A 22,611-nucleotide genomic window follows, 5' to 3' on the forward strand; every position below is an offset into this window, starting at 1 on the left:
GCTCAGTCGAAACAGAGCTTCCGGTCGAGCTCGCCGAGCGGTCTCACACCTGACAGAAGCGCCCTCGCCTCCTCCTCGTCGCGCTTGATCTGCGCGACGAGCGGATCGAGCCCATCGAATTTCAGTTCGGGGCGAAGATAACCGAAGAAGGAGACCGAGCAGGTCTGGCCGTAGAGATCGCCGCTGAAATCGAAAAGATAAGTTTCGAGCAAGGGCACGCCGTTTTCAGTCACGGTCGGGCGCCGGCCATAGCTTGCCACCGCATCATAGAGCCTGGCGTTTTCGAGGCGGAAACGAACGGCGTAAATGCCGGCTGCAAGTTCCGCCTCCGGCGGCAACTGCATATTGGCGGTCGGAAAGCCGAGCTGGCGGCCAAGCTTCTCGCCATCGATGACCTTCGACTGCACCGTATAATGATAGCCGAGCATGGCAGCGACCAAGGAGACATCGCCTTCCTTCAAAAGCGCCCGGATATGGCTTGAAGAAACAACGTCCGTGTTTTCGTCGCGGAAAGCATCGATCAGCGTGACGCCGAAGCCGTATCTGTTGCCAGCATCCATCAGAAAGGCAGGTCCGCCCTCACGGCCGCGGCCGAAATGAAAGTCGAAGCCGGTCACAACCTCTGATGCCGCGAGCCAGTCCTTCAGGATGGAATGGATGAAATCCTCCGCCGAACGCTGCGAAAAGTCGTAGTCGAAGGGATATTCAATGACCGCATTGAAGCCCATTGCTTCCAGTATCTGCGCCTTGAAGGGCGCTGGCGTCAGGCGGAAGACCGGCGTATCCGGCTTGAAGACGGTGCGCGGATGCGGCTCGAAAGTCAGCACAAGGGCGGGAATGCCGCGCTCTCTTGCAATATCGAGCGCCCGGTTCAACACCGACTGGTGGCCGCGATGGACGCCGTCGAAATTGCCGATGGCGACGACGCCGCCCTTCAGATGTTCGGGCAACGGATCGCGGGTTTCATTGCGGTGGAACACGGTCATCGGTTTTCTCTTATGCGAGGCGCGGCATCCACCACTTGGGTGCGGCTCTTTCCCGTTCGAGATAGGCGTGGAGGATCGCCTCGTCGGTCTCGCCGTTCAACGTATATTCCTTCGCGTGGATACCACCGCTGATGTAGAGAAGGTCGAGGCCATAATTCAAGGCGCCGCGGACATCCGTCGGCATGCCGTCCCCAATCGCCAGCACACGGTCAATCGGGAAGTCGCCGCGAACCTCACGGGCCGACGCAAGTGTCGCCTCATAGATTGGCCGGTGCGGCTTGCCGGCGATGCGGGTGGAGCCGCCGAGCTGCTCATAATAGGCGGCCATGGCGCCGGCGCACGGAATGATGCGGTGGCCGCGCTCGACGACGAGATCGGGATTGGCGCAGATCATCGGCACGTTGCGGGCTTTGAAGTCCAGCAGCATGTCGGTGTAATCCTCCGGCGTCTGCGTCTCGTCGTCGAAGAAGCCGGTGCAGACGACGGAGGTCGCCTCGCCGGCGGCGGCGCGCTCGATATCAAGGCCTTCAAGGATCGGATTGTCGCGCTCCGGGCCGAGCAGGAAAACCTCGCGCGGACCTTGGGCAATCAGTGCCCGGGTGACATCGCCGGAGGTGACGATGCGGTCATAGGCGCCGTCGGGCACGCCGATCTGGCGCAACTGCTCAACGACCTGCCAGGACACGCGCGGTGAATTGGTGATGAGAACGACGGTCAGGCCGGCGGCACGGGCGGCCTGCAGCGCCTCGCCGGCTTTCGGAAAGGGATCAATGCCGTTATGCACGACGCCCCAGACATCGCAGAGCAGCACATCATATCGATCGGTGATCTCGGAGAAGTTTGCAATCCGCTTTGCCATTCCGCTTTCCTGCTTCGCTTTCGGTCACCGGTGACATTGCAAAGGCGGACTTCAATGGCAAGGCATTTTCTCAGTCCGGAGAGGATGACGGAGGATGCAAACATGGCGGGATTAAACCTGCGCGGTCCCGCCAAGGCTTGTAGGAAAAGCCGGACGTGGCCCCGGCTCGGTAACCATATTGAGGAATCCCGCCCGCTTCCACAATTCCGGCGCAAAAATCCGTGAAGGCTCTTCTTGACTCCTTTTGGAGCCATCCCTAAATGCACGGCGCTAGCACTCACAGGAGTTGAGTGCTAACATCATCCTTGTGGGCCACCCCGGCTCGCGAATGTCATTTGATCGAGGGATTAGACAATGGCAAGCACCAATTTCCGCCCGCTTCACGATCGCGTCGTCGTTCGCCGCGTTGAATCCGAAGAGAAGACCAAGGGCGGCATCATCATCCCGGATACCGCTAAGGAAAAGCCGCAGGAAGGCGAAATCGTCGCTGTCGGCTCCGGCGCTCGTGACGAGTCCGGCAAGGTCGTAGCACTCGACGTCAAGGCTGGCGACCGCGTCCTGTTCGGCAAGTGGTCTGGCACCGAAGTCAAGATCAACGGCGAAGACCTTCTCATCATGAAGGAAGCCGACATCATGGGCATCATCGGCTAATCAGCCGGTTGTCTTTCATTTGATATCGTTGACACCCCTTTTCAGGAGTTCTCAAAATGGCAGCTAAAGAAGTAAAGTTCGGCCGCGGCGCGCGCGAAAAGATGCTGCGCGGCGTCGACATCCTCGCCGATGCAGTGAAGGTCACGCTCGGTCCGAAGGGCCGTAACGTCGTTATCGACAAGTCCTTCGGCGCGCCGCGCATCACTAAGGACGGTGTTTCGGTCGCCAAGGAAATCGAACTCGAAGACAAGTTCGAAAACATGGGCGCCCAGATGGTCCGCGAAGTTGCTTCGAAGACCAACGACGTCGCCGGTGACGGCACCACGACGGCCACGGTTCTCGCACAGGCCATCGTTCGCGAAGGCGCAAAGGCAGTTGCTGCCGGCATGAACCCGATGGACCTGAAGCGCGGTATCGACCTCGCTGTTGCCGAAGTCGTCAAGGATCTCCAGGCCAAGGCCAAGAAGATCAACACGTCGGAAGAAGTTGCCCAGGTCGGCACGATCTCCGCAAACGGCGAAAAGCAGATCGGTCTTGACATTGCTGAAGCAATGCAGAAGGTCGGCAACGAAGGCGTCATCACCGTCGAAGAAGCCAAGACCGCTGAAACCGAACTCGAAGTCGTCGAAGGCATGCAGTTCGACCGCGGTTATCTCAGCCCGTACTTCGTCACCAACCCGGAAAAGATGGTTGCTGACCTCGAAGACGCCTTCATCCTCCTGCACGAAAAGAAGCTCTCGAACCTGCAGTCCATGCTCCCGGTTCTTGAAGCTGTCGTTCAGACCGGCAAGCCGCTCCTCATCATCGCTGAAGACGTCGAAGGCGAAGCTCTTGCGACCCTCGTCGTCAACAAGCTGCGCGGCGGCCTGAAGATTGCTGCTGTCAAGGCTCCGGGCTTCGGCGATCGCCGTAAGGCCATGCTGGAAGACATCGCTATCCTGACGGGCGGCACTGTCATCTCCGAAGACCTCGGCATCAAGCTTGAGAGCGTCACGCTCGACATGCTCGGCCGCACCAAGAAGGTCTCGATCTCCAAGGAAAACACCACGATCGTCGACGGCGCCGGCGCTAAGTCCGACATCGAAGGCCGTGTTGCCCAGATCAAGGCCCAGATCGAAGAAACCACCTCCGACTACGACCGCGAAAAGCTGCAGGAACGTCTTGCCAAGCTCGCTGGCGGCGTTGCCGTCATCCGCGTCGGCGGTTCGACGGAAGTCGAAGTGAAGGAAAAGAAGGACCGCATCGACGACGCCCTCAACGCGACGCGCGCTGCTGTTCAGGAAGGTATCGTACCGGGCGGCGGCGTCGCTCTGCTGCGTTCTTCCACGAAGATCAAGGCCAAGGGCGAAAACGACGATCAGGAAGCTGGTATCAACATCGTTCGCCGCGCTCTCCAGGCTCTGGTTCGCCAGATCGCTGAAAACGCAGGTGACGAAGCTTCGATCGTTGTCGGCAAGATCCTCGACAAGAACGAAGACAACTACGGCTACAACGCCCAGACCGGCGAATATGGCGACCTGATCCAGCTCGGCATCGTCGACCCGGTCAAGGTTGTCCGTACGGCTCTGCAGAACGCAGCTTCGGTTGCTTCGCTGCTGATCACCACGGAAGCCATGATCGCCGAGCTGCCGAAGAAGGATGCTCCGGCAATGCCTGGTGGCATGGGCGGCATGGGCGGTATGGACATGATGTGATAGGCGTAAGCCATCACTGATATCCATTCCGGTCTCCGGAATGAAAAGGGCGGTCTTCGGGCCGCCCTTTTTTATTCAGTCGATTCGAAAATACCTATGGCTTAAACCCTTAAGCTGGCCACGGAAGTCGTCGTTCTTAGCCCGAAGCTTTCGCGAGGCTTGCGCGCCGCGCATTTTCCCCACCAAGGAAATTCGGTCTCAGATCTGCCTAAGCTACGAAAACCACATGCTATGGTATGTGTGAAACCGTTTCCACAATGCATAAATGAGACATTTGACCACCAAATTAGCGGATGACGCGCAATCGGTACAAAATCCAATCATAACGTCAGCCTAACGACGCGGAAAAAGCCGTTGCCGTTTGCGCAAAAGCTCCTATAAATCCGCGCTGCAATTGACGTTCGCCCCGGAAGAATTTTCGCCTCAGACGAGACCGGATACGCCAAAGGCCACGCGTGACCATTCGGGCTTTCGAAGGTCTCCGCGAACATACGAGATGAAATCTTGCGGGGAAATATTGGAGCGGCGGCAGTCAAAGGCGCAGCCGAGCAACTGTTTCCGCAAGATGAAAGCACGGGCATGACGCCTGGTGCTGCGTGATCCTGTTTCTTTGTGTTTGCCGAGTGTGCGGCAGGGGAGCCGCACCCGAACTGGGGAACGCCTTGTTTAAGATCGCCAAAGCCAATGCTGCCGCACCCTTGCTGCCCGGTTCGCTGGACTACAACAATCACAATCACGACATGTTGGCGCAGTTCTCGGTCTCTGAAAGCTGGATCGGAGACTTTTCCACGGGCATGATAAAGCTCAGAGAGTGGAGCGCAATGCTGCACGGTCTCGCGGCGCAGGAATGCGGCCTGTTGAGCCTGGTGCGCTGTTACGACGCCAAGGACCGCAACCACGTTCTGCAGCTCTTCGAGCAGGCTGCGACGCTTTCTTCATCTTTCTGTTTCTCGACGACCATCATCATGCCGAACGGCTTTCGCCAGCCGCTCTTCTGCATGGGCGAATCCAACGGGCTCGAAGAAAAGTACAGCGGCAGCATGGTCGGCGTTTTCGTCTTCCCGCGCTTCAAGCTGGAAGGCGCCAGCCAGATCGCCAGCCGGCAGTAACTTGCGCGCGGGCATAAGAAAAAGGCCGGTCTCGCGACCGGCCTTTCCATTTCAATCCAAACCTCAGGCCGGTTTGACCGGGATGTTAAGGCCCTTCTCGCTCGCCGGACGGGCGATGCAGCGCTGCAGCCAGTCCATGACGGCGGGGAACTTCGCATAATCAAGCACTTCGCGGCCACCATAGAAGATATCGGCGCCGCGGATCCACGGGAAGGTGGTGATGTCGGCGATCGTGTATTCGTCGCCCATTATCCATTGGCGGCCCTGCAGCCGGCTTTCCAGCACGCTCAATAGACGCTTGGCCTCGTCGCGGTAGCGCTCCACCGGATAGGAATTGTTGGCGACCTTGTCGGCGGCAAATTTATGGAAGTGGCCGAACTGGCCGAACATCGGGCCGATGCCGGCCATCTGGAAAAAGACCCACTGGATGGTTTCGTAGCGGCCGGCGGCATCAGCCGGGATCAGCTTACCGGTCTTTTCCGCCAGATAGAGCAGAATGGCGCCTGACTCAAAAAGGCCGATCGGTTTTCCGTCAGGACCGGTGGGATCGATAATTGCCGGGATTCTCCCGTTCGGGTTCAGTGAGACGAATTCAGCGGTCTTCTGATCTGTGTTCGCGAAGGAGACATAATGGGCTTCATACGGCAGAGCGAGCTCCTCCAGCGCCACCGATATCTTCACGCCATTCGGCGTCTGCAGGGAATAAAGCTGGATTATATCAGGATTTTTCGCCGGCCAGCGGCTGGTGATCGGAAATGCGGAAAGGTCGGCCATCAGAGTTCTCCTTGGGTGAGGCGGCGACCATAGAAGACGCCTGCCCTGCAAGGCAACCCATCCCATCGTTTCATATTAGTGAACAAACTGTCCGCTGACGTTTATCTTTCCCCAACGTCAGAAAAAGGCGAAATAGAGGGCATCCGAGGTCCAACACGGTGCCGGGGCATCAAGACCTCAAAAGCTATTCAACGGAGCAACGTCCATGTCGAATACGAATAACGCCCTCATCCTTCTCGCCCGCATTCTTCTGTCCTTCATGTTCATCCTTGCCGGCTTCGGCAAGATAACCGACGCTGCCGGTACTGCAGGCATGATCGCCGGTGCCGGCCTGCCGGCAGCAACCCTTCTGGCCTATGTCGCAGGCCTCTTCGAACTGCTGGCCGGCCTTGCTGTTCTCACGGGCTTCCAGGTCCGCATTGTCGGCTGGCTGCTCGCCGGCTTCTGTGTCTTCACGGGCGTTGTCTTCCATCTGCCCTACGCAAGTGGCACGGAACTCGTGAATATCCTCAACCAGATCATGGTCATGAAGAACATCACACTGGCCGGCGCTTATATCCTGCTCGCCACCGTCGGTGCCGGTGCCTATTCGATCGACGCACGCCGCGGTCTGCAGGCCGTCGCTGCCCGTTAATTCCATTTCCTCCCAAACATGCAAAACCCGCCGTCTTCCGACGGCGGGTTTTGCATGTTCAGTAATAGGATTCAGAGAACCGAGCGGACAGCCTCGACGATCGCCCTCACCGTGGGCGTATCGGCGTGGGCATCCTTGCGGGCACGCACGAGGCAAGCTTCCGAGCGCAGGATGACGCCATCCGAGAGCACCTTGAGATGATTGGCGCGCAGCGTCGATCCGGTCGAGGTGATATCGACGATGATGTCGGCTGAGCCGGATGCCGGCGCGCCTTCGGTAGCGCCGAGGCTCTCGACGATGCGGTAAAGCTGGATGCCGTGCTGACTGGAGAAGAACTGCTGGGTCAAGCGCCAGTATTTCGTGGCGATAGCCAGGCGACGGCCGTGACGGGCGCGGAAATCGGCAGCGACATCTACCAGATCGGCCATCGTATCGACATCCAGCCAGATTTCCGGCACCGCAACGACGACGTCCGCATGTCCGAAACCGAGCCGGGCGCAGAATTCGACGCGCTTGTCGGCTTCCGCCAGTCCCTCGCGCACGAGGTCCTCGCCGGTAACGCCGAAATCGATAGAACCGTTGCCGAGCTCGCGGGAAATCTCCGAGGCCGAGAGGAAGGCGATCTCCACATCGTCCCAGCCCTCGACGCGGCCGCGATAGGAGCGGTCATTGCCGACGGCGTAAATCTTCAGACCGGCGCGCTCGAAGATGGCTGAGCAATCGTCCTTCATGCGGCCCTTGGAGGGAAGCGCAATAGTGATCGTCATGCCGCTGCCCTTTCGGTTTCGATCCGGTCGAGCCAGAGGGAGAAGCCGACGGCGGGAATTCGATCCTTCGCTCCGAGGAAGGTCATAAGCTTGTCGAAACGGCCGCCGCCGGCGAGAACCGCCGAGGAGCCTTCCACCATCACCTCGAAAACGAGACCGGTGTAATAATCGAGCGGACGACCGAAGGCAGCCCGGTACTCGATAAGCGAGAGATCGACACCGGCATTGGAGAGCGCCGCCACGCGGCCGTCGAAGCGCGCCAGCGCATTGCCAAGCTTCAGACCGGCTGCGTCGGCAAAATGCGACAGCGCCGCGGAAGCATTGACGAGCGGCACGTTGAGCGACAGGAACTGCTCCAGCACGTGGAAAGCGGCGTCATCCAGTCGGGTCTCGGAGAGGACGAGCTTCTCCTTGAGGCGACGGGCAATCTCCTGCGGCGAGCGGCTGGCATTGGTGGAATAGCCGGTCGCCTGCATCGTCTCGTCGATATAGGCAATCAGCGCCGCCTCGTCGTCCTGGCCAACAAGACCAGCGACCTTGTCGTCGAGGCCAGTGACGAATTGCGGACTGACGAGGCTCGCCAGCAGGCTCTCCAGCTGGATCATGTTGCCGAAGGCGTGGATCAACCGCTTCTGCCAGCCGAGCGGCAGGCCGAGCGCCTGCACAACGGCTTCGAACACCGCCTGATCGCCGATCGTTACCGACAGATGCCGACCGGGCAGCAGGCGTGAGAGTATGCCGACCGCATCGCCGATCGCGCGGGCATCGGCGCTCGCGAGATTGATATCGCCGAGATCTTCGATGCCGGCCTGATAGAATTCGTTGCTGCCATCGCGCCGCTGGCGGAAAACTTCGCCGAGGTAGGAGTAACGCTTCGGCGTGCCCGTCGCGCTCTCGATATGGCGGAGACACACGGGAATAGTGAATTCCGGCCGCAGGCAGAGGCTGGCGCCGGTTTCGTTTTCCGTCATGAAGATGCGCCGGCGAAGATCTTCACCGGCAATATCCAGAAAGGGTTCGGCCGGCTGGATGACCGGCGTGTCGATGCGCTCCGCCTTGCGGGCGGAGAATTCGTCGAGCAGTTCGCCGGAGAAATCAGGGAGGTTGATCAGAGGCATGGGCTTGACTTCCCGCTTCTCCCCAGCGGGGAGAAGATGCCCGACAGGGCAGATGAGGGGGATGAGGAGTGTAACCGACGAATGTCTTGAGCGGCGAGCGAAGGACAGCTTTTACCGAGCGGCCCCCTCATCCAACCCTTCGGGCCACCTTCTCCCCGGGGGGAGAAGGGGAGATTCCTCTCAAACTTCGTCATCGATGTCACCGGTTTGAGCGGGATCATATGGAACAACGAAGCCGCTGGCAGCCCTCTTCCGATCCTCCGCCTGGGCGACGAGGATTTTCTTCACCTTGGCGACGAGATCGGCTTCCGCGACGGTTTCCTGGGCGACACGCGCCTCGCGCCAGGTCGTGTTGTCCTCGATCTCGCCCGACAGGCGCTTGCCCTCGATGAGATCCTTGATCTGCACGACACCCTGGGCGCGCTCGTCGCCGCCCTGGATGATGGCGATCGGGCAGCCGCGGCGATCGGCATATTTCAGCTGGTTGCCGAACTTCTTCCAGTTGCCCTGAAACATTTCGGCGCGGATGCCGGCTGCGCGAAGCTCCTGCGTGAAACGCTGGTAGCGGCCCATGGCCTCGACATCGCCATCCATGACGGTGATGAGGACTGGCTCGATGATGTCCTGCTGGCCGAGCTTGCCGAGATTCTTCAGCGCCGTCATCAGGCGCGAGACGCCGATGGAGAAACCGGTCGCCGGAACCGGCTGGCCCATGAAGCGGGAAACGAGACCGTCATAACGGCCGCCGCCACCGACAGAGCCGAAGACGACCTTCTCGCCCTTTTCGTTGGTGACATCGAATAACAGCTCGGCCTCGTAGACCGGGCCGGTATAATATTCGAGGCCGCGGACGACGGAGGGATCGATCTTGATGCGATCGGCCTGATAGCCGGCGCTGGCGACGAGCCCGCCGATGAAATTCAGCTCCTCGACGCCTTCGACGCCCTTCTCGGTTCCGGCGACCAGTTCGGCGAGCTGGGCAGCACTTTCTGCATAGTCCTTGATGCCGACGAAGAAGAGAACTTTCTCGATCTGGCTCTGGTCGAGACCGGCGCCCTTGGTGAAATCGCCTGATTCATCCTTGCGGCCAGGGCCAAGCAGCAGGGCCACACCTTCCGGGCCGAACTTGTCGAGCTTGTCGATTGCGCGCAGCACGTTGAGACGCTGGCCGGCCTTGTCATCACCGCCGAGGCCGATCGCTTCCAGCACGCCATCCAGAACCTTGCGATTGTTGACGCGGATGACATAGTCGCCGCGCTTGATGCCGAGGGCTTCCAGCGTATCGGCCATCATCATGCACATTTCGGCATCAGCCTGAACGCCCGGTGCGCCGACCGTATCGGCATCGAACTGCATGAACTGGCGGAAACGGCCTGGACCCGGCTTCTCGTTGCGGAAAACATAGCCGGCGCGATAGGTGCGGTAGGGAAGCTGGATCTCGTTGAAATTTTCCGCGACATGGCGGGCGAGCGGCGCCGTCAGGTCGTAACGCAGCGACATCCACTGCTCGTCGTCATCCTGCAGCGAAAAGACGCCCTCGTTTGGGCGGTCGCTGTCCGGCAGGAACTTGCCGAGCGCGTCAGTATATTCAAGCAGCGGCGTTTCGACCGGATCGAAACCATAATGCTCATAGACCTCGCGGATCTTCGCAGTCATTTCATTGACGGCGCGGAGATCGGCTGCGGAGCGGTCAACAAAGCCGCGCGGAAGGCGGGCCTTGAGCTTTTGCGGTTTCTTCTGCTTGTCGTTCATTTCGGGGGATTTCCACATATGTGACAGTGGCGGTTTCCTAGCGGATTGGGCGGTTAGCGGCAAGGGCAAGGGTCTTGATATGGCGACCAGAATCGATTGAACGATGCGGAAAGAACCTGTCATCAGGATATCGTCATGATCGCGGAAGCGCTTCAGTATCTCGCCACAGCAGCGCTTACGGGCAGCGCCCACCGCCGCTTCGCGCGCTCTTCAGTCAATCTCTGGTCGCGCGCTGGCCGCTGCAGCCGGGATTGGGCAGCCCATGAGGCCAACAGCAAGGAGGCCATTTCCACCGCGATATCAGGACTCACGCAGCGGCGGACCGCTGTCGTGCTCGGCTCCGGATTGCTCCGGGACGTGCCGATCGAGCAACTGGCCGAGAGCTTCGATACGGTGGTTCTCGTCGACCTCGTGCATCTGGCGTCCGTGCGCGTGAGGCTGAAGGGCAAGCGCTATCGGAACGTGCGGCTGATCGAACGCGATCTGTCCGGCTATGACGACCTGGCGGCAAGGCGAGAGCCGGAGCCGCTCGGCTTCCTGAGAAGCGTTCCCTACCTCGACTTCGTCGTGTCCGCCAACCTGCTCTCGCAGATCGGCCGGGGCGTTAAACGGCGATACGAAGCCGAAGCCTCTCCCGGAATGCCGGCGGATACAGTGGAGCGTCTGATCGCGGCGCATATTCAGGGGCTGGCAGACCTGCCCTGCCGGACCTGTCTCGTAACCGATATCTCCTACACCGTCATTGATCGTACCGGCAAGGTACATGAGGAAGCCGACCTGCTGCACGGCGTTAAGCCACGTGAGGTGAAAGCCAGCTGGGACTGGCCCGTCGCGCCATTCGGTGAGGAGAGCCGTGACTACCAAATCCTGCACAAGGTTATCGCCTCCTGGTGAGGTCCTTGGCTTTTGGCCTGCACCCACCTATGTTTTTCCCATGCGCGCTTTCGCCCTCATGACGATGTTCTTCGGCTGGCTGGTCTATAGCACGATGTCCGCATGGGCCGGCTGTCCGACCTGCGCGTCGATGAATATGGCAGTTCAGGCTGAAGCCAGCGCGGCGCATCTCCACGTGGTAGCGAATAGCGGCACGGCTGCCAAAAACAATTCCGCCAAAGATCCCTGCGCCATGGGTGCCGCCCATATGCCGCTCTGCGCCGCCTGCATGGTGGTGCCGCCGGCCTATTTCATTGCCGATGGCGGCAAGGCGGTTTTCGCATATCCGGCTCCGGCGCCCGACCGGGCATTGAGGGACAACAGGCCCACACCGCAGGCGCCGCCTCCCCGCTTCATCTGACCAGCACTTTGCAGAACGGCAGCTGCTCGCTGCCATCGGAACCGATTTCAGACAGAGGAAGGATACTCATGTCTCTGAAAATTATCAGCCTTTCCGCACTCGTCGCCTTTGCAGCGCCGGCCTTTGCCGAGGATATGTCGGCCACGGACATGTCCAAGCACATGGGTGGCCACGGCCCCTCCAGCCAGGCGTTCACCAAGGCCAATGACAGAATGCACAAGGATATGATGATCAAATTGAGCGGCGATACCGACGTGGATTTCGTCCGCAGCATGATTCCCCACCATCAGGGCGCGATCGATATGGCGAAAATCGAGCTGGAATACGGAAAGGATTCTGAGATCCGCAAACTTGCGGAGGACGTCATCAAGGCACAGGAAGCTGAAATCGCCGAGATGAATGCCTGGCTGAAGGCGCACGCCAAGTAAGCCCGCAACAAAGGTTGCGAGGGCCGCCGTCGAACGGCGGCCCTTTTCGATCAGGCCTTCGGCTCGAAATCGACCGGACGGCGGCCGGCAGCCTGGCGGGAAAGCATCCAGCCCGGATATTCCGGAGCCAGCGCACTGACCTCATCGAGTTTCTTGATCTCGTCGGCATCGAGCTTCAGCTTGACGGCGGCAAGGTTCTGGTCGAGCTGGTCGACACGCTTGGCGCCGATGATGACGGTCGTCACGAAGGGCTTGGCGAGGATATAGGCAAGCGCGACAGTGGCGACGCTCACGCCATGCTTTTCGGCGATCTCGCGCATGACGGCGACACAGGCCCAGGCCCGGTCCTTGTCGACAGGCGGAAAATCGAAATTGGCGCGGCGTCCTTCGCCATTGCCCGGTGCGCCCGGACCATATTTGCCCGAGAGCAGGCCGCCGGCGAGCGGCGACCAGACCATGAGGCCGAGCTTTTCTTCCTGCAGGAGTGGCACGATATCGCGTTCGAGGTCGCGGCCGGCAATCGAATAATAGGCCTGGACGGTCTCGAACCGCGCATAGTCCTTGCGCTCGGAAATGCCGAGCGCCTTGGCGATGCGCCACGCCTGCCAGTTGGATACGCCGACGTAACGCACCAGCCCGCGGGACACGAGATCGTCCAGCGCGCGCAACGTCTCGTCGATCGGGGTAACCGGATCGGTGGCATGGATCTGGTAGAGATCGATATGGTCCGTCTGAAGGCGCTTCAGGCTCGCTTCGACAGAATCCATGATGTGGCCGCGCGAGGCGCCACGATCGTTCGGCTTGTCGCCCATGACGCCATAGACCTTGGTGGCGATGACGACATCCTTGCGCGGAATACCGAGGTTCTTCAATGCCTGGCCGAGCAGCCGCTCGGATTCACCGAAGGAATACACGTCCGCGGTATCGATGAAGTTGACGCCGGCATCCAGCGAGCGCTGGACGATTTCATCGGCCGCCTTCTGGTCAACATCGGCGATGGCGCCCCAGGGAGTACCTTCCTTGGCTTCACCGAAAGTCATGGTGCCAAGGCAGATTTCAGAGACGAAAAGTCCGGTATTTCCGAGTTGATTGTAACGCATGTCAAGAAATTCCCTTGTGTCTGCCGCAATAGGGGCTTGCGGACTGCTGAACTCTATTTTTGATTATTGGCCTGCGCGTAACAGGCACAGCCGGAGCTGGCTGCAAGGTGAGGCAAATTTCATGTAGGTCGCGAGCAGCGTTTTTCAACGGACCCGGTTCCGTGCAGAGCAGCGGCAACGCCCTTGTCTCGACACAGGCCAGGAATAGATTGCCCGCCACATTTTAAGAGGTGCGCATATGACCGCCCGACCATTGACGACGATCGGCTTCGATGCCGACGACACGCTCTGGCAGAACGAACATTATTATCGGCTGACGGAAGAGCATTTTACCAGGCTTCTTGCCGATTTCGCCGATGGAGCAAAGATTTCCGAACGGCTTCTCGAGGCGGAGAAACGCAACCTTGCCCATTACGGTTTCGGCATCAAAGGCTTCACGCTGTCGATGATCGAGACGGCGATCGAAATCACCGAAGGAAAGGTGCCGTCGAGCGTGATTGCCAAAATCCTCGACACCGGACGCGACCTCCTAACCCATCCGGTCGAGACCCTGCCGCATGTGCGCGACACCCTGGAAACGCTCGCCGGAAAATATCTGCTGGTGCTGATCACCAAGGGTGACCTTTTCGATCAGGAGCGCAAGCTCGCCCAATCCGGGCTTGGCGACTTCTTCGATGCTGTCGAGATCGTTTCGGACAAGACGGCGGTCACGTATCGGCGCATCTTCTCCAAGGTTGGGGACGGGCCGGAGCGGGCGATGATGGTCGGCAATTCGCTGAAGTCCGATATCGTGCCGGCCATTGCCGCCGGCAGCTACGGCGTCTTCGTGCCGCATGAACTGACCTGGGTCCTGGAGCGCGTCGAGGAGCCGAAGGATGCGCCGCGCTTCCGCAAGATCGTCCATCTCGGCGAGCTTCGCGGGCTGATCGACGGGTTACATTAAGCTCATTGTTCTCGCCCAATTCCGAACGCAAAACGGCTGCACCACCTTTGCTGGAATTGCTGGCTTATTTCCGCTTCGGAAAGAGCGACGGCTGCTCCTGCTGGGCAGGTGTCGGTTGCGTCGGCTGGGGTGCTGCGGCAAGCGGTTCGATCAGGATACTATAGGGCGCACCCAGCCCGCGACGGGGAGAGACCTTGGAATAATAGGGACGCAGCAGCCAGGTGGCGTTTTCCTTGACCGTCGTCTCGTAGCTCGTGCCGTCCTCGTCGGTGCCGAAAAAAGCCTCATCATCGGGCTTCGACAGGTCGAAGATCGCGAGAAAAGCGAATTTGCTCTTCGTTTCGAAACTGATCTTCACGTGCTGGCCGGGTCGCACCGGCAGCGTATAGACATGGCTGTTGCCGAACTTGGTCCAGCCTTTCAGCTGCATGGTCACGGCCGGAAATTGCAGCTTTTCGAGCTTCTCGCCGGGATCAAGCTGCGGCGTCTGCGCAAGGGCAGCAGGGGCGGAGAGCAAAAGAGCTGCGGCAACTGTGAAAGCCGATTTCATGGACGCACCAATGTTGCGCGCATCGCCTCCACTTCGGCGCGGCAGAAGCAGCCTTCGAGATGATCGTTGACGAGACCCATAGCCTGCATGAAGGCATAAACTGTGGTCGGTCCGACAAAGGTCCAGCCGCGCTTCTTCAAATCCTTGGAAATCGTGACTGACGTAGCGGTCGTCGGGTTGGCGACGATATGCTCCCGGTCGACGATATCCGGCCGATCCTCGGGGCGAGGTTCATAGCTCCAGAAATAGCGCGCTAGCGAGCCGAATTCGCTGCGCAGATCGATCGCGCGCCGGGCATTGTTGATCGTCGAGACGATCTTGCCGCGATGTCGGATGATCCCGGTATCGGCAAGGCAGCGCGCGATATCCTCGTCGCCGAAGCGCGCCACTTTCTCGAAATCGAACCCGGCGAAGGCGGCGCGGAAATTCTCGCGCTTGCGCAGGATCGTCAACCAGGAAAGGCCGGACTGAAACCCTTCGAGGCAGATCTTCTCGAAGAGCCTGATGTCGTCAGTCACAGGCCTGCCCCATTCCTCGTCGTGGTAGCGCAGATAGTCAGGGAGATTCGCATGCCAGTGGCAGCGGCTCCTGCCGTCCTCGCCGATGATGATGCCGGTTTCGCTCATGTTTTTATCTCGTTTTGCGGCTGCGAATCCGGCTTTACCATTTGCAAACCTTCTTTCCAAACCGAACGGTAACCCTGACGAAAAGTTTATCCGGCCGTTCGTCTTTTCATGAATCGACATTTACCATTCGCTGGCGGACGCGGTGGCAGCATGACCGGAGGCGGATAATTCCGCCAGCCCATTTTCGGTCATTTGTAGAGAGTTCGTCCGATGATGAAACCCCTTGTTCTTGCCGCAGCCATGCTCGGTATTCTTTCCACGGCCGCCATTGCAGACGACCGCTACGCTTCCCGTCCACCCGTGGTGCTGAGCCCCGACCTCACCGCCCCCTGGATCAACCAGCTCGGCGGCGGCAGGGTTCGTCCCGTCGTCTACCAGCGGCCGGTCGTCTACCAGCAGCGCGGCCTTTTCCAGCAGCGCCGGACGTATATTCAGAGCGCGCCGCAGCGGGCACTGCAGATGGTCTCAGCCGTCCGCCCCGGCATTCCCGTGGTACGCGGGCAGGTCGAGCCACAGTTCCTGCCGCAGCTCGTCGATTACGATACCAGGGAAAGGCCCGGCACGATCGTCATCGATACCAATAATCGCTTCCTCTATCTCGTGATGGATGGCGGCAAGGCGCGCCGCTATGGCGTGGGTGTCGGCAAGCCCGGCTTCGAATGGGCCGGCGCCCACAAGATTACCCGCAAGTCGGAGTGGCCGGACTGGACCCCACCCTCGGAAATGGTGAGCCGCGAAGCCGCCAAGGGCCATTATCTTCCCGCCCGCATGGATGGCGGTCCGGAAAATCCGCTCGGCGCCCGCGCCATGTATCTCGGTTCCACCCTTTATCGCATTCACGGCACGAATGCGCCCTGGACGATCGGCAGCGCCGTCTCCTCCGGCTGTATCCGCATGCGCAACGAGGACGTGGTCGACCTTTACGATCGCGTCAATGTCGGCACCCGCGTGATCGTGATGTAAAAGCCGAATAACGGCCAGCGGACAGCGAGGACAGCCGTCCGCTGCCTAGAAAAACCGTCTCCCTCACCTCTCCGACTTGAAATTCAAACCGATTTGACTAGCCTCTACGCGGTCCTGAAGGAGAGGGTATCGAAAATGAAGCAGTTTTTTAGGCTCGCAGCGGCGGCTGCCGTTGCGCTGTCCTGTACGGTTGTGGCCGTCAGCGCGGAACCGGTGATGACCGCAACGGACGCAGTGCGCGGCGTCAAGCAGACCCGCGAGATCAAGCCACAGTTCCGCAAGCGTGTCGTCCGTCTTGCCACCAGCGAAAAGCCCGGCACTGTTATCGTCGACACCAACAACAAGTTTCTCTACCTCGTCGAAGGCAATAACCGCGCCACGCGCTACGGCATCGGCGTCGGTCGTGACGGTTTCGGCTGGTCGGGTGTGGTGACGGTCGGCCGCATGGCCGAATGGCCGAGCTGGACGCCGCCGGCCGAGATGCGCGCCCGCGAGGCCCGCGAGGGTCACAACCTTCCCGCCGTTCAGCCCGGCGGCCCGGACAATCCGCTCGGTGCGCGCGCCATGTATCTCTACAAGGGCGGCCGCGACACCATCTTCCGCATTCACGGCACGAACCAGCCCTGGACGATCGGCCTCAACATGTCCTCCGGTTGCATCCGGATGATGAATGACGACGTATCGCATCTTTACAACCGAGTCTCTGTCGGCACCAAGGTCGTCGTCGTCGGTCCCGGCAATAAGCAAGGCAATGTCGCCTTCCAGGACAAGGGAATTGATATCCTGCGCACTATGTTTGGCGGTTAGGCAACACTACCTATGAAAAATAAAGGCGCAGCAGATGCGCCTTTTTCTTTTTTAAGACTGTGACACAGAACTCTGCCAAGAATCGAACTGACAACCTTTCGGTACTTCGGGGGCATTCATGGCATATGCATCGCGTCTTTCCACCGTGCTTCTGGCGAGCATTGCGTTTTCCGCACTTGCGTCGGTGGCTGGCACGGCTTCGGCTGAAGATCTGGAATTTTCTATTTACGGCGGCTACCAGACGGCGCCGCATAGCCACGTCGATGTTTCCGACGGCACGTCCTTCAGCGCCGGCTGGGAAGGCAAATCCTTCGGCAGTCCGCCCTATTACGGCGGCAGAGTCACCTGGTGGCTGGGCGACTTCAACCTTCCGAACTGGGGTGTGTCTCTCGATTACACCCATGACAAGGTCTATGCCGACGACGATACCATGGCGCGTTCGCCGGGATGGACGCATTTCGAATTCACCGACGGCCTGAATCTCGTGACGGTCAACGGCCTCTACCGATTCAAGGACCCGGCTCGCCGCTGGACCCCTTATCTCGGCGCCGGTGTCGGCGTGAATATTCCGCATGTGGAAGTCACCCGTCCCCAGGGCACGACCTTCGACTACGAATTCGGCGGCGTAACCTTCCAGGCACAGGCGGGCGTCGACTTCCGCGTCACCGACAATTGGTCGACCTTCGTGGAATACAAGGGCACCTATTCGCGCGTCGACGTTCCGATCGACAGCGGCGATCGCCTGAAGACAAACATCGTCACCAACGCCGTCAACGTCGGTATTTCCTACCACTGGTGATTTTGGGTGCAGGCTGCGGGACTATTTGGTGCCGCAGCTCACTTTGCCTTCGACGACGAAGAAGCTTGTGCTGCCTTCGATGCGCAAGGCATAGGTGCCGCCGAAATTCGCCGCAGTCTCATCATGCTTGCCGGCGATCACCGCAAGATCCAGGGACTCGCGTTCGGCATCGGCACCTTCGATCGTGAACACTTCCAGGCGCAGATCGCCATTGCGCGACCAGCGGTTCGTCAGATCCTTCGATTCGAGAATGCGCTTGCCGAAGCTCTTGGATTTATTGGCGTCCTTGAGCATAAGCGCGCCACGGAAATGGATCAGCTGGTGGCCACCGCCGTCTTGAAAAGCGCTTTCGAGCGTGAACCGCACGTCCTTGTCGTCTGCAGAACAGAAATACCTGGCATCGGCGCGCGCCGCACCAGCCGCGCCGAGCAATACGGCAAGCACCATCAATCCACGCCACATAGCCAAAACTCCTGAGGTCGACCCTGAGACCAGTCAATGAATCGGTGGTCTCAAGCTAGCGGCAAATCCCTTAATTTTTCAGGCACAGCACCGCCATAGGCCCAATCCAGAAGTTCGACGGTATGCAGGATCGGCGTGGCAGTACCAGACCCGATCTGGGTAATACAGCCGATATTGCCGGTGGCGATGATATCGGCCTTGGTCGCCTCGATGTTCTTCACCTTGCGGGCCTTCAGGGTTGCAGAAATATCCGGCTGCATGATGTTGTAGGTGCCAGCCGAGCCGCAGCAAAGATGGCCCTCGACCGGATCGCGAACGGTAAAACCTGCCACCTTGAGCAGGTGCTTCGGCGCCGTGGTGATCTTCTGGCCATGCTGCATGGAACAGGCTGAATGATAAGCAACCGTGATACCTTTCGGCGTGTGAGCGGGCAGATCGAGTCCAACAAGATATTCGGTGATGTCCTTGGCAAGAGCCGACACACGTGCCGCCTTGCCGGCATAGGCCGGGTCAAGGCGCAGCATGTGGCCATAGTCCTTGATCATCGTGCCGCAGCCGGAGGCGGTGATGATGATCGCGTCGAGGCCGCCAGCCTCGATCTCGCGGGTCCAGACATCGACATTGGCTCGGGCCGAGGCGAGAGCCTGCTCTTCGCGCCCCATATGATGGACGAGAGCGCCGCAGCAGGCCTCGCCCTCGGGAACGACCACCTCCACACCCAATCGTGTCAGCAACCTGATGGTCGCGGCGTTGATGGCGGGATCAAGGACCGGCTGCGCGCAGCCGGTGAGGATCGCAATACGGCCGCGGCGCTCGCCCTGCGGTTCATGCCGGCCAGGGCGGGCAAAAGACGACGGCGCCGGAATATTGCGCGGCGCGAGCGCCAGCATAGCCGCGAACGGCTTCAACGCCGGCCCGCGCATCAGGCCGGCAAAGGGACGGCCGATGCGGGCAAGCGCAAGTGCTGCGCGAAAACGGCCGGGATAGGGCAGCACCGCGGCCAGGATGGCGCGCGTCGTCCGGTTCATGAACGGGCGCTTGTAGGTTCTTTCGATATGGACCCGGGCATGGTCGACGAGATGCATGTAGTCGACACCCGAAGGGCATGTCGTCGTGCAGGCAAGGCAGGAGAGACAGCGATCGATATGAGTGACGACTTGCGTATCCGCCGCGCGGCCGTTTTCCAGCATGTCCTTGATGAGATAGATGCGCCCGCGCGGGCTGTCGAGTTCGTTGCCGAGGGTCACATAGGTCGGACAGGTGGCGGTACAGAAGCCGCAATGGACGCATTTGCGCAGAATCTGCTCGGATTCAGCCACGTGCGGATCAGCAAGCTGGGCAAGGGTGAAGTTGGTCTGCATTTCAGTGTCCCGCCGTCTCCGGTATCCTCTTCTCCCCAGCTGGGCGAAGGTGCCCGCGGGGCGGATGAGGGGCCTTTACGCGGAGAGAGCGCGGAAGGGCAGCGAACGACGTGCCCTGTGGCCCCCTCATCCGACCCTTCGGGCCACCTTCTGCCCGGTGGGGAGAAGGGGAAACAAGAAGCACCGTCGTCCAATCCATCGACCGTCCATATTCCGGAACAAGCATCTCCATCATCCCATCTTGCCCGGATTAAGGATCCCCGCCGGGTCGAAGCTTTCTTTCACCCGACGCGAAAGCAGTGCCACTGCCTCTTCCTCCGGATGGAAGGCTGACGCCGCCGCTCTTGCCTGAGCCGTAGCGCGGATGAGCGTCGCATGGCCGCCACCGAGCGCCTTGATGAAGCGGCGGACCAGATCCGCTTCCGGATCGGCTTCCATGCGCATCCAGACGAGACCGCCCTGCCAGTCATAAAAAGCATCGACGCCCGCTTCGAGCCTCAAGGCCGCAACCAGTTGATGGCCGATACCAGGTGCCACTGAAACCCGCCAGACAGGCCGTGCGGTTCCATCGGCATAGGGCGCCACGTCACGGATCTCCTGCCAGAGCTGGCGGCTTGCTGCCCGGTCGAGCCTGACGACCTGGCCGAAAGGCGCCATCGCCGACAGAAGCTTTGCCGCCCGCGAGTCCACTGAGCTGGGCAGGCCTTCGATGCGCAGCACCGTCGCCTCCCCCTCCGGCAGCTTACCGCCGAGAAATTTCCAGGTCACCGTCAAAGGCAGGTGGGCAGCACCCGAAACCTCCACCGGCAAAGCCATGGCCGCCGCCATAGCATTTGCGGCCTCGACATCGCTGAGACCGGAGATGACGATGGTCTCCTCGGTCTTGGGACATGGCGGCACGCGGAAGGTCACTTCGGTCAGGAAACCGAGCGTGCCATGCGAGCCGGAAAGCAGCTTCACCAGATCGAGGCCGGTAACATTTTTCATCACTCGGCCGCCTGCCTTGATGATCTCGCCTTTGCCATTGACGAAACGAATGCCGAGCAGGCTATCGCGCGCAGCACCCGCCACGAAGCGCCGCGGCCCCGAGACATTGGCGGCGAAGACACCGCCGATTGTCGGCTGGCCTGATGTGCCCATCAGGGCGCGATGATCCATGGGCTCGAAGGCGAGCATCTGGCCGTTTTCGGCAAGGGCCGCCTCGACCTCGGCAAGCGGTGTACCCGCTTTCGCGGTCATGACCATCTCACCGGGATTATAGGCGACGATACCGGACAAGCCAGTCGAGCGCAGGCGATCCTCCGCTTCAACCGCATTACCGAAACCCGAGCGTGTATCGCCGCCGCTGATGGCAAGCGCACGCCCCTCTTGCGCATGCGCGCGGATGATGGCCGCAGCCTCCTCTTCGCTTGCAGGCACCAGATCGATCATACGGCAGGACGCCCCTTGAGCGGGAAGACCTTGGAAGGGTTCAGCAGCCATTGCGGATCGAAGGCGGCGCGCGCTGCCATCTGCTGGGCAAGATCGGCCTCGGAATATTGATGGCGCATCAGATCGCGTTTCTCGATGCCGACGCCGTGCTCGCCGGTCAGGCAGCCGCCGGCATCGACGCAGAGCTTCAGGATATCGTTGCCGGCCGCTTCGGCCTTGGCAGCGTCCTCGGGGTCATTGGCATTGAAGAGGATCAGCGGATGCATGTTGCCGTCGCCGGCATGGAAGACATTGGCGACGCGCAGCCCGTAACCGGCGACGATCTCGGACGTCCGCTGCAGCACATACGAAAGCTGGCTCAGCGGCACGGTACCATCCATGCAGATGTAATCGGCAATACGGCCGGTGGCACCGAAGGCGGACTTGCGCCCTTTCCAGATCAGCGCCGCCTCGGTTGCCGACTGGCATTCGCGCACCGTCTTGACGCCATGGGTGCGGGCGATCTTGACGATACTTTTCAGCATGTCGTCCATTTCCGCCTCCGATCCCTCGACCTCGACGATCAAGAGCGCGCCGACATCGAGCGGGTAGCCGGCATGAGCGAAGGCTTCGCAAATTTCGATCGCCGGCTTGTCCATGAATTCGATGGCGACGGGAATGATGCCGGCTGCGATGACGTCGGCCACACAGCGGCCGGCCTCTTCGGAGCTTTCGAAACCGAAAAGCACCGGCCGGGCACCCTCCGGTTTTGCGATGAGACGCACCGTCGCTTCGGTGACGATGCCGAGCTGGCCCTCATGACCGCAGACAAGGCCCAGCAGATCGTAACCCGCCGCATCCAGAGCCTTGCCGCCGAGCTCGATCACCGTGCCGTCGGTCAGCACCATCTTGACGCCGAGCAGGTTGTTGGTCGTGACACCATATTTCAGACAATGCGCACCACCGGAATTCATGCCGATATTGCCGCCGATGGTGCAGGCAAGCTGCGAGCTCGGATCGGGTGCATAGAAGAAACCGTCCGCGGAGACGGCTTCTGAAATGTTGAGATTGGTCACACCGGCCTGAACGACCGCGCAGCGATTGGCAAAGTCGATGTCGAGAAGACGGTTCATCTTCGACAAGCCGAGCACGACGGCGTCTTCCTGCGGGATCGCACCGCCCGAAAGCGAAGTGCCGGCACCGCGAGGAACGACCGGAATGCCGTAGCGATGACAGTATTTCATGACAGCCGCCACTTCCGCCGTCGAGCGCGGCAGGGCGACGGCGAGCGGCAGGCGGCGGTAGGAAACGAAGGCATCCGTCTCGAAGGGCACGAGTTCGCGCGCTTCGTGAATCAGGCATTCCGGCGGCAGGAGATCGACGAGATCGGCAACAATTTCCTTGCGGCGCGCCAGAACGTCGGGGCGTGGAGCGAGAAACGAAATAGCGTCGGACATGGCGTTCTCCCTCGGCCAACATGACGGAGACCGATGGCACTTCCTCCCTGTCACCGGTTCTTCGGGC

At 60.4% G+C, this 22,611-nt stretch carries 24 protein-coding genes; 11 read left to right on the top strand and 13 right to left on the bottom strand.

Annotation, left to right across the window (positions count from 1 at the left end; genetic code table 11):
- Positions 1–2: 2 nt before the first annotated feature.
- Entirely contained in the window at positions 3–986 is a 984-nt protein-coding gene (locus FHT92_RS04970) for a bifunctional riboflavin kinase/FAD synthetase (protein WP_183822939.1), read from the bottom strand.
- A 10-nt stretch (positions 987–996) separates the two neighbouring features.
- Positions 997–1,845, bottom strand: coding sequence for a TIGR01459 family HAD-type hydrolase (locus FHT92_RS04975; RefSeq protein WP_183749094.1), 849 nt, complete (start codon positions 1,843–1,845; stop codon positions 997–999).
- Positions 1,846–2,199: 354 nt separating this feature from the next.
- On the opposite strand from FHT92_RS04975, the gene groES reads away from it, so the two are divergent.
- From groES to FHT92_RS04990, 3 genes are all read left to right on the top strand, one after another.
- Complete coding sequence (gene groES / locus FHT92_RS04980; protein ID WP_004675403.1) at positions 2,200–2,496, top strand: co-chaperone GroES; 297 nt, start codon at positions 2,200–2,202, stop codon at positions 2,494–2,496.
- Positions 2,497–2,552: 56 nt separating this feature from the next.
- A complete protein-coding gene (gene groL, locus FHT92_RS04985; RefSeq protein ID WP_183749093.1) occupies positions 2,553–4,190 on the top strand; it encodes a chaperonin GroEL in 1,638 nt (545 codons plus the stop codon).
- 662 nt (positions 4,191–4,852) lie between these two features.
- The gene (locus FHT92_RS04990; RefSeq protein WP_183749092.1) at positions 4,853–5,299 is read left to right on the top strand and encodes a hypothetical protein; all 447 of its coding nucleotides are present in this window, start codon (positions 4,853–4,855) and stop codon (positions 5,297–5,299) included.
- Between the two features lie 63 nt (positions 5,300–5,362).
- Here FHT92_RS04990 and FHT92_RS04995 read toward each other — a convergent pair whose 3' ends face one another.
- Positions 5,363–6,073: a glutathione binding-like protein gene (locus FHT92_RS04995; RefSeq protein ID WP_183749091.1), complete on the bottom strand. Its 711-nt coding sequence runs from the start codon at positions 6,071–6,073 to the stop codon at positions 5,363–5,365.
- 205 nt (positions 6,074–6,278) lie between these two features.
- On the opposite strand from FHT92_RS04995, the gene FHT92_RS05000 reads away from it, so the two are divergent.
- The gene (locus tag FHT92_RS05000) at positions 6,279–6,707 is read left to right on the top strand and encodes a DoxX family protein (RefSeq protein ID WP_183749090.1); all 429 of its coding nucleotides are present in this window, start codon (positions 6,279–6,281) and stop codon (positions 6,705–6,707) included.
- A gap of 71 nt (positions 6,708–6,778) precedes the next feature.
- Here FHT92_RS05000 and hisG read toward each other — a convergent pair whose 3' ends face one another.
- The 3 genes from hisG to hisS form a co-directional block, all read right to left on the bottom strand.
- The gene (gene hisG / locus FHT92_RS05005; protein ID WP_183749089.1) at positions 6,779–7,474 is read right to left on the bottom strand and encodes an ATP phosphoribosyltransferase; all 696 of its coding nucleotides are present in this window, start codon (positions 7,472–7,474) and stop codon (positions 6,779–6,781) included.
- A complete protein-coding gene (locus FHT92_RS05010; RefSeq protein ID WP_183822941.1) occupies positions 7,471–8,592 on the bottom strand; it encodes an ATP phosphoribosyltransferase regulatory subunit in 1,122 nt (373 codons plus the stop codon). The genes hisG and FHT92_RS05010 overlap by 4 nt, the downstream gene beginning before the upstream one ends.
- 180 nt (positions 8,593–8,772) lie before the next feature.
- Positions 8,773–10,344 (bottom strand): histidine--tRNA ligase, encoded by a 1,572-nt coding sequence (hisS, locus tag FHT92_RS05015; RefSeq protein WP_183822943.1) that lies wholly within the window; start codon positions 10,342–10,344, stop codon positions 8,773–8,775.
- Positions 10,345–10,479: 135 nt separating this feature from the next.
- Between hisS and FHT92_RS05020 the strand changes: the two genes are divergently transcribed.
- The 3 genes from FHT92_RS05020 to FHT92_RS05030 all read left to right on the top strand — a co-directional run bounded on the left by FHT92_RS05020 (position 10,480) and on the right by FHT92_RS05030 (position 12,066).
- On the top strand, positions 10,480–11,238 hold the full coding sequence (locus tag FHT92_RS05020; protein ID WP_183822945.1) for a hypothetical protein: 759 nt from the start codon (positions 10,480–10,482) through the stop codon (positions 11,236–11,238).
- Between the two features lie 40 nt (positions 11,239–11,278).
- A complete protein-coding gene (locus FHT92_RS05025; protein ID WP_183749085.1) occupies positions 11,279–11,638 on the top strand; it encodes a hypothetical protein in 360 nt (119 codons plus the stop codon).
- Positions 11,639–11,706: 68 nt separating this feature from the next.
- Complete coding sequence (locus FHT92_RS05030; RefSeq protein ID WP_183822947.1) at positions 11,707–12,066, top strand: DUF305 domain-containing protein; 360 nt, start codon at positions 11,707–11,709, stop codon at positions 12,064–12,066.
- Between the two features lie 50 nt (positions 12,067–12,116).
- Here FHT92_RS05030 and FHT92_RS05035 read toward each other — a convergent pair whose 3' ends face one another.
- Positions 12,117–13,166 carry an aldo/keto reductase gene (locus FHT92_RS05035; protein ID WP_183822949.1) on the bottom strand — a complete coding sequence of 350 codons (1,050 nt, stop codon included), beginning with the start codon at positions 13,164–13,166 and terminating at the stop codon, positions 12,117–12,119.
- A 238-nt stretch (positions 13,167–13,404) separates the two neighbouring features.
- Here FHT92_RS05035 and FHT92_RS05040 point away from each other — a divergent pair, with 238 nt between their 5' ends.
- Complete coding sequence (locus FHT92_RS05040) at positions 13,405–14,109, top strand: HAD family hydrolase (RefSeq protein WP_183749082.1); 705 nt, start codon at positions 13,405–13,407, stop codon at positions 14,107–14,109.
- Positions 14,110–14,173: 64 nt separating this feature from the next.
- On the opposite strand, the gene FHT92_RS05045 is transcribed toward FHT92_RS05040, so the two are convergent.
- Both FHT92_RS05045 and FHT92_RS05050 read right to left on the bottom strand, forming a co-directional pair.
- Entirely contained in the window at positions 14,174–14,659 is a 486-nt protein-coding gene (locus FHT92_RS05045; protein WP_183822951.1) for a hypothetical protein, read from the bottom strand.
- A complete protein-coding gene (locus FHT92_RS05050) occupies positions 14,656–15,285 on the bottom strand; it encodes a DNA-3-methyladenine glycosylase I (RefSeq protein WP_183822953.1) in 630 nt (209 codons plus the stop codon). The genes FHT92_RS05045 and FHT92_RS05050 overlap by 4 nt, the downstream gene beginning before the upstream one ends.
- A 210-nt stretch (positions 15,286–15,495) precedes the next feature.
- Between FHT92_RS05050 and FHT92_RS05055 the strand changes: the two genes are divergently transcribed.
- The 3 genes from FHT92_RS05055 (at position 15,496) to FHT92_RS05065 (ending at position 17,854) form a co-directional block, all read left to right on the top strand.
- On the top strand, positions 15,496–16,248 hold the full coding sequence (locus FHT92_RS05055) for a L,D-transpeptidase (protein WP_183822955.1): 753 nt from the start codon (positions 15,496–15,498) through the stop codon (positions 16,246–16,248).
- A 135-nt stretch (positions 16,249–16,383) separates the two neighbouring features.
- Complete coding sequence (locus FHT92_RS05060) at positions 16,384–17,055, top strand: L,D-transpeptidase (RefSeq protein ID WP_183749078.1); 672 nt, start codon at positions 16,384–16,386, stop codon at positions 17,053–17,055.
- Positions 17,056–17,173: 118 nt separating this feature from the next.
- A complete protein-coding gene (locus FHT92_RS05065; protein ID WP_183749077.1) occupies positions 17,174–17,854 on the top strand; it encodes an outer membrane protein in 681 nt (226 codons plus the stop codon).
- Between the two features lie 21 nt (positions 17,855–17,875).
- Here FHT92_RS05065 and FHT92_RS05070 read toward each other — a convergent pair whose 3' ends face one another.
- From FHT92_RS05070 to FHT92_RS05085, 4 genes are all read right to left on the bottom strand, one after another.
- A complete protein-coding gene (locus tag FHT92_RS05070) occupies positions 17,876–18,316 on the bottom strand; it encodes a hypothetical protein (RefSeq protein ID WP_183822957.1) in 441 nt (146 codons plus the stop codon).
- Between the two features lie 50 nt (positions 18,317–18,366).
- Positions 18,367–19,677 (bottom strand): glycolate oxidase subunit GlcF, encoded by a 1,311-nt coding sequence (gene glcF, locus FHT92_RS05075; RefSeq protein WP_183822959.1) that lies wholly within the window; start codon positions 19,675–19,677, stop codon positions 18,367–18,369.
- A 231-nt stretch (positions 19,678–19,908) separates the two neighbouring features.
- Positions 19,909–21,108, bottom strand: a complete 1,200-nt coding sequence (locus FHT92_RS05080; RefSeq protein ID WP_183822961.1) for an FAD-binding protein — start codon at positions 21,106–21,108, stop codon at positions 19,909–19,911.
- Positions 21,105–22,544: an FAD-linked oxidase C-terminal domain-containing protein gene (locus FHT92_RS05085; RefSeq protein WP_183822963.1), complete on the bottom strand. Its 1,440-nt coding sequence runs from the start codon at positions 22,542–22,544 to the stop codon at positions 21,105–21,107. Before FHT92_RS05085 ends, FHT92_RS05080 begins: the two co-directional genes overlap by 4 nt.
- Positions 22,545–22,611 lie beyond the last annotated feature (67 nt).

The sequence above is a fragment of the Rhizobium sp. BK377 genome, assembly GCF_014193935.1.
In the GTDB taxonomy this organism is placed as follows: domain Bacteria; phylum Pseudomonadota; class Alphaproteobacteria; order Rhizobiales; family Rhizobiaceae; genus Rhizobium.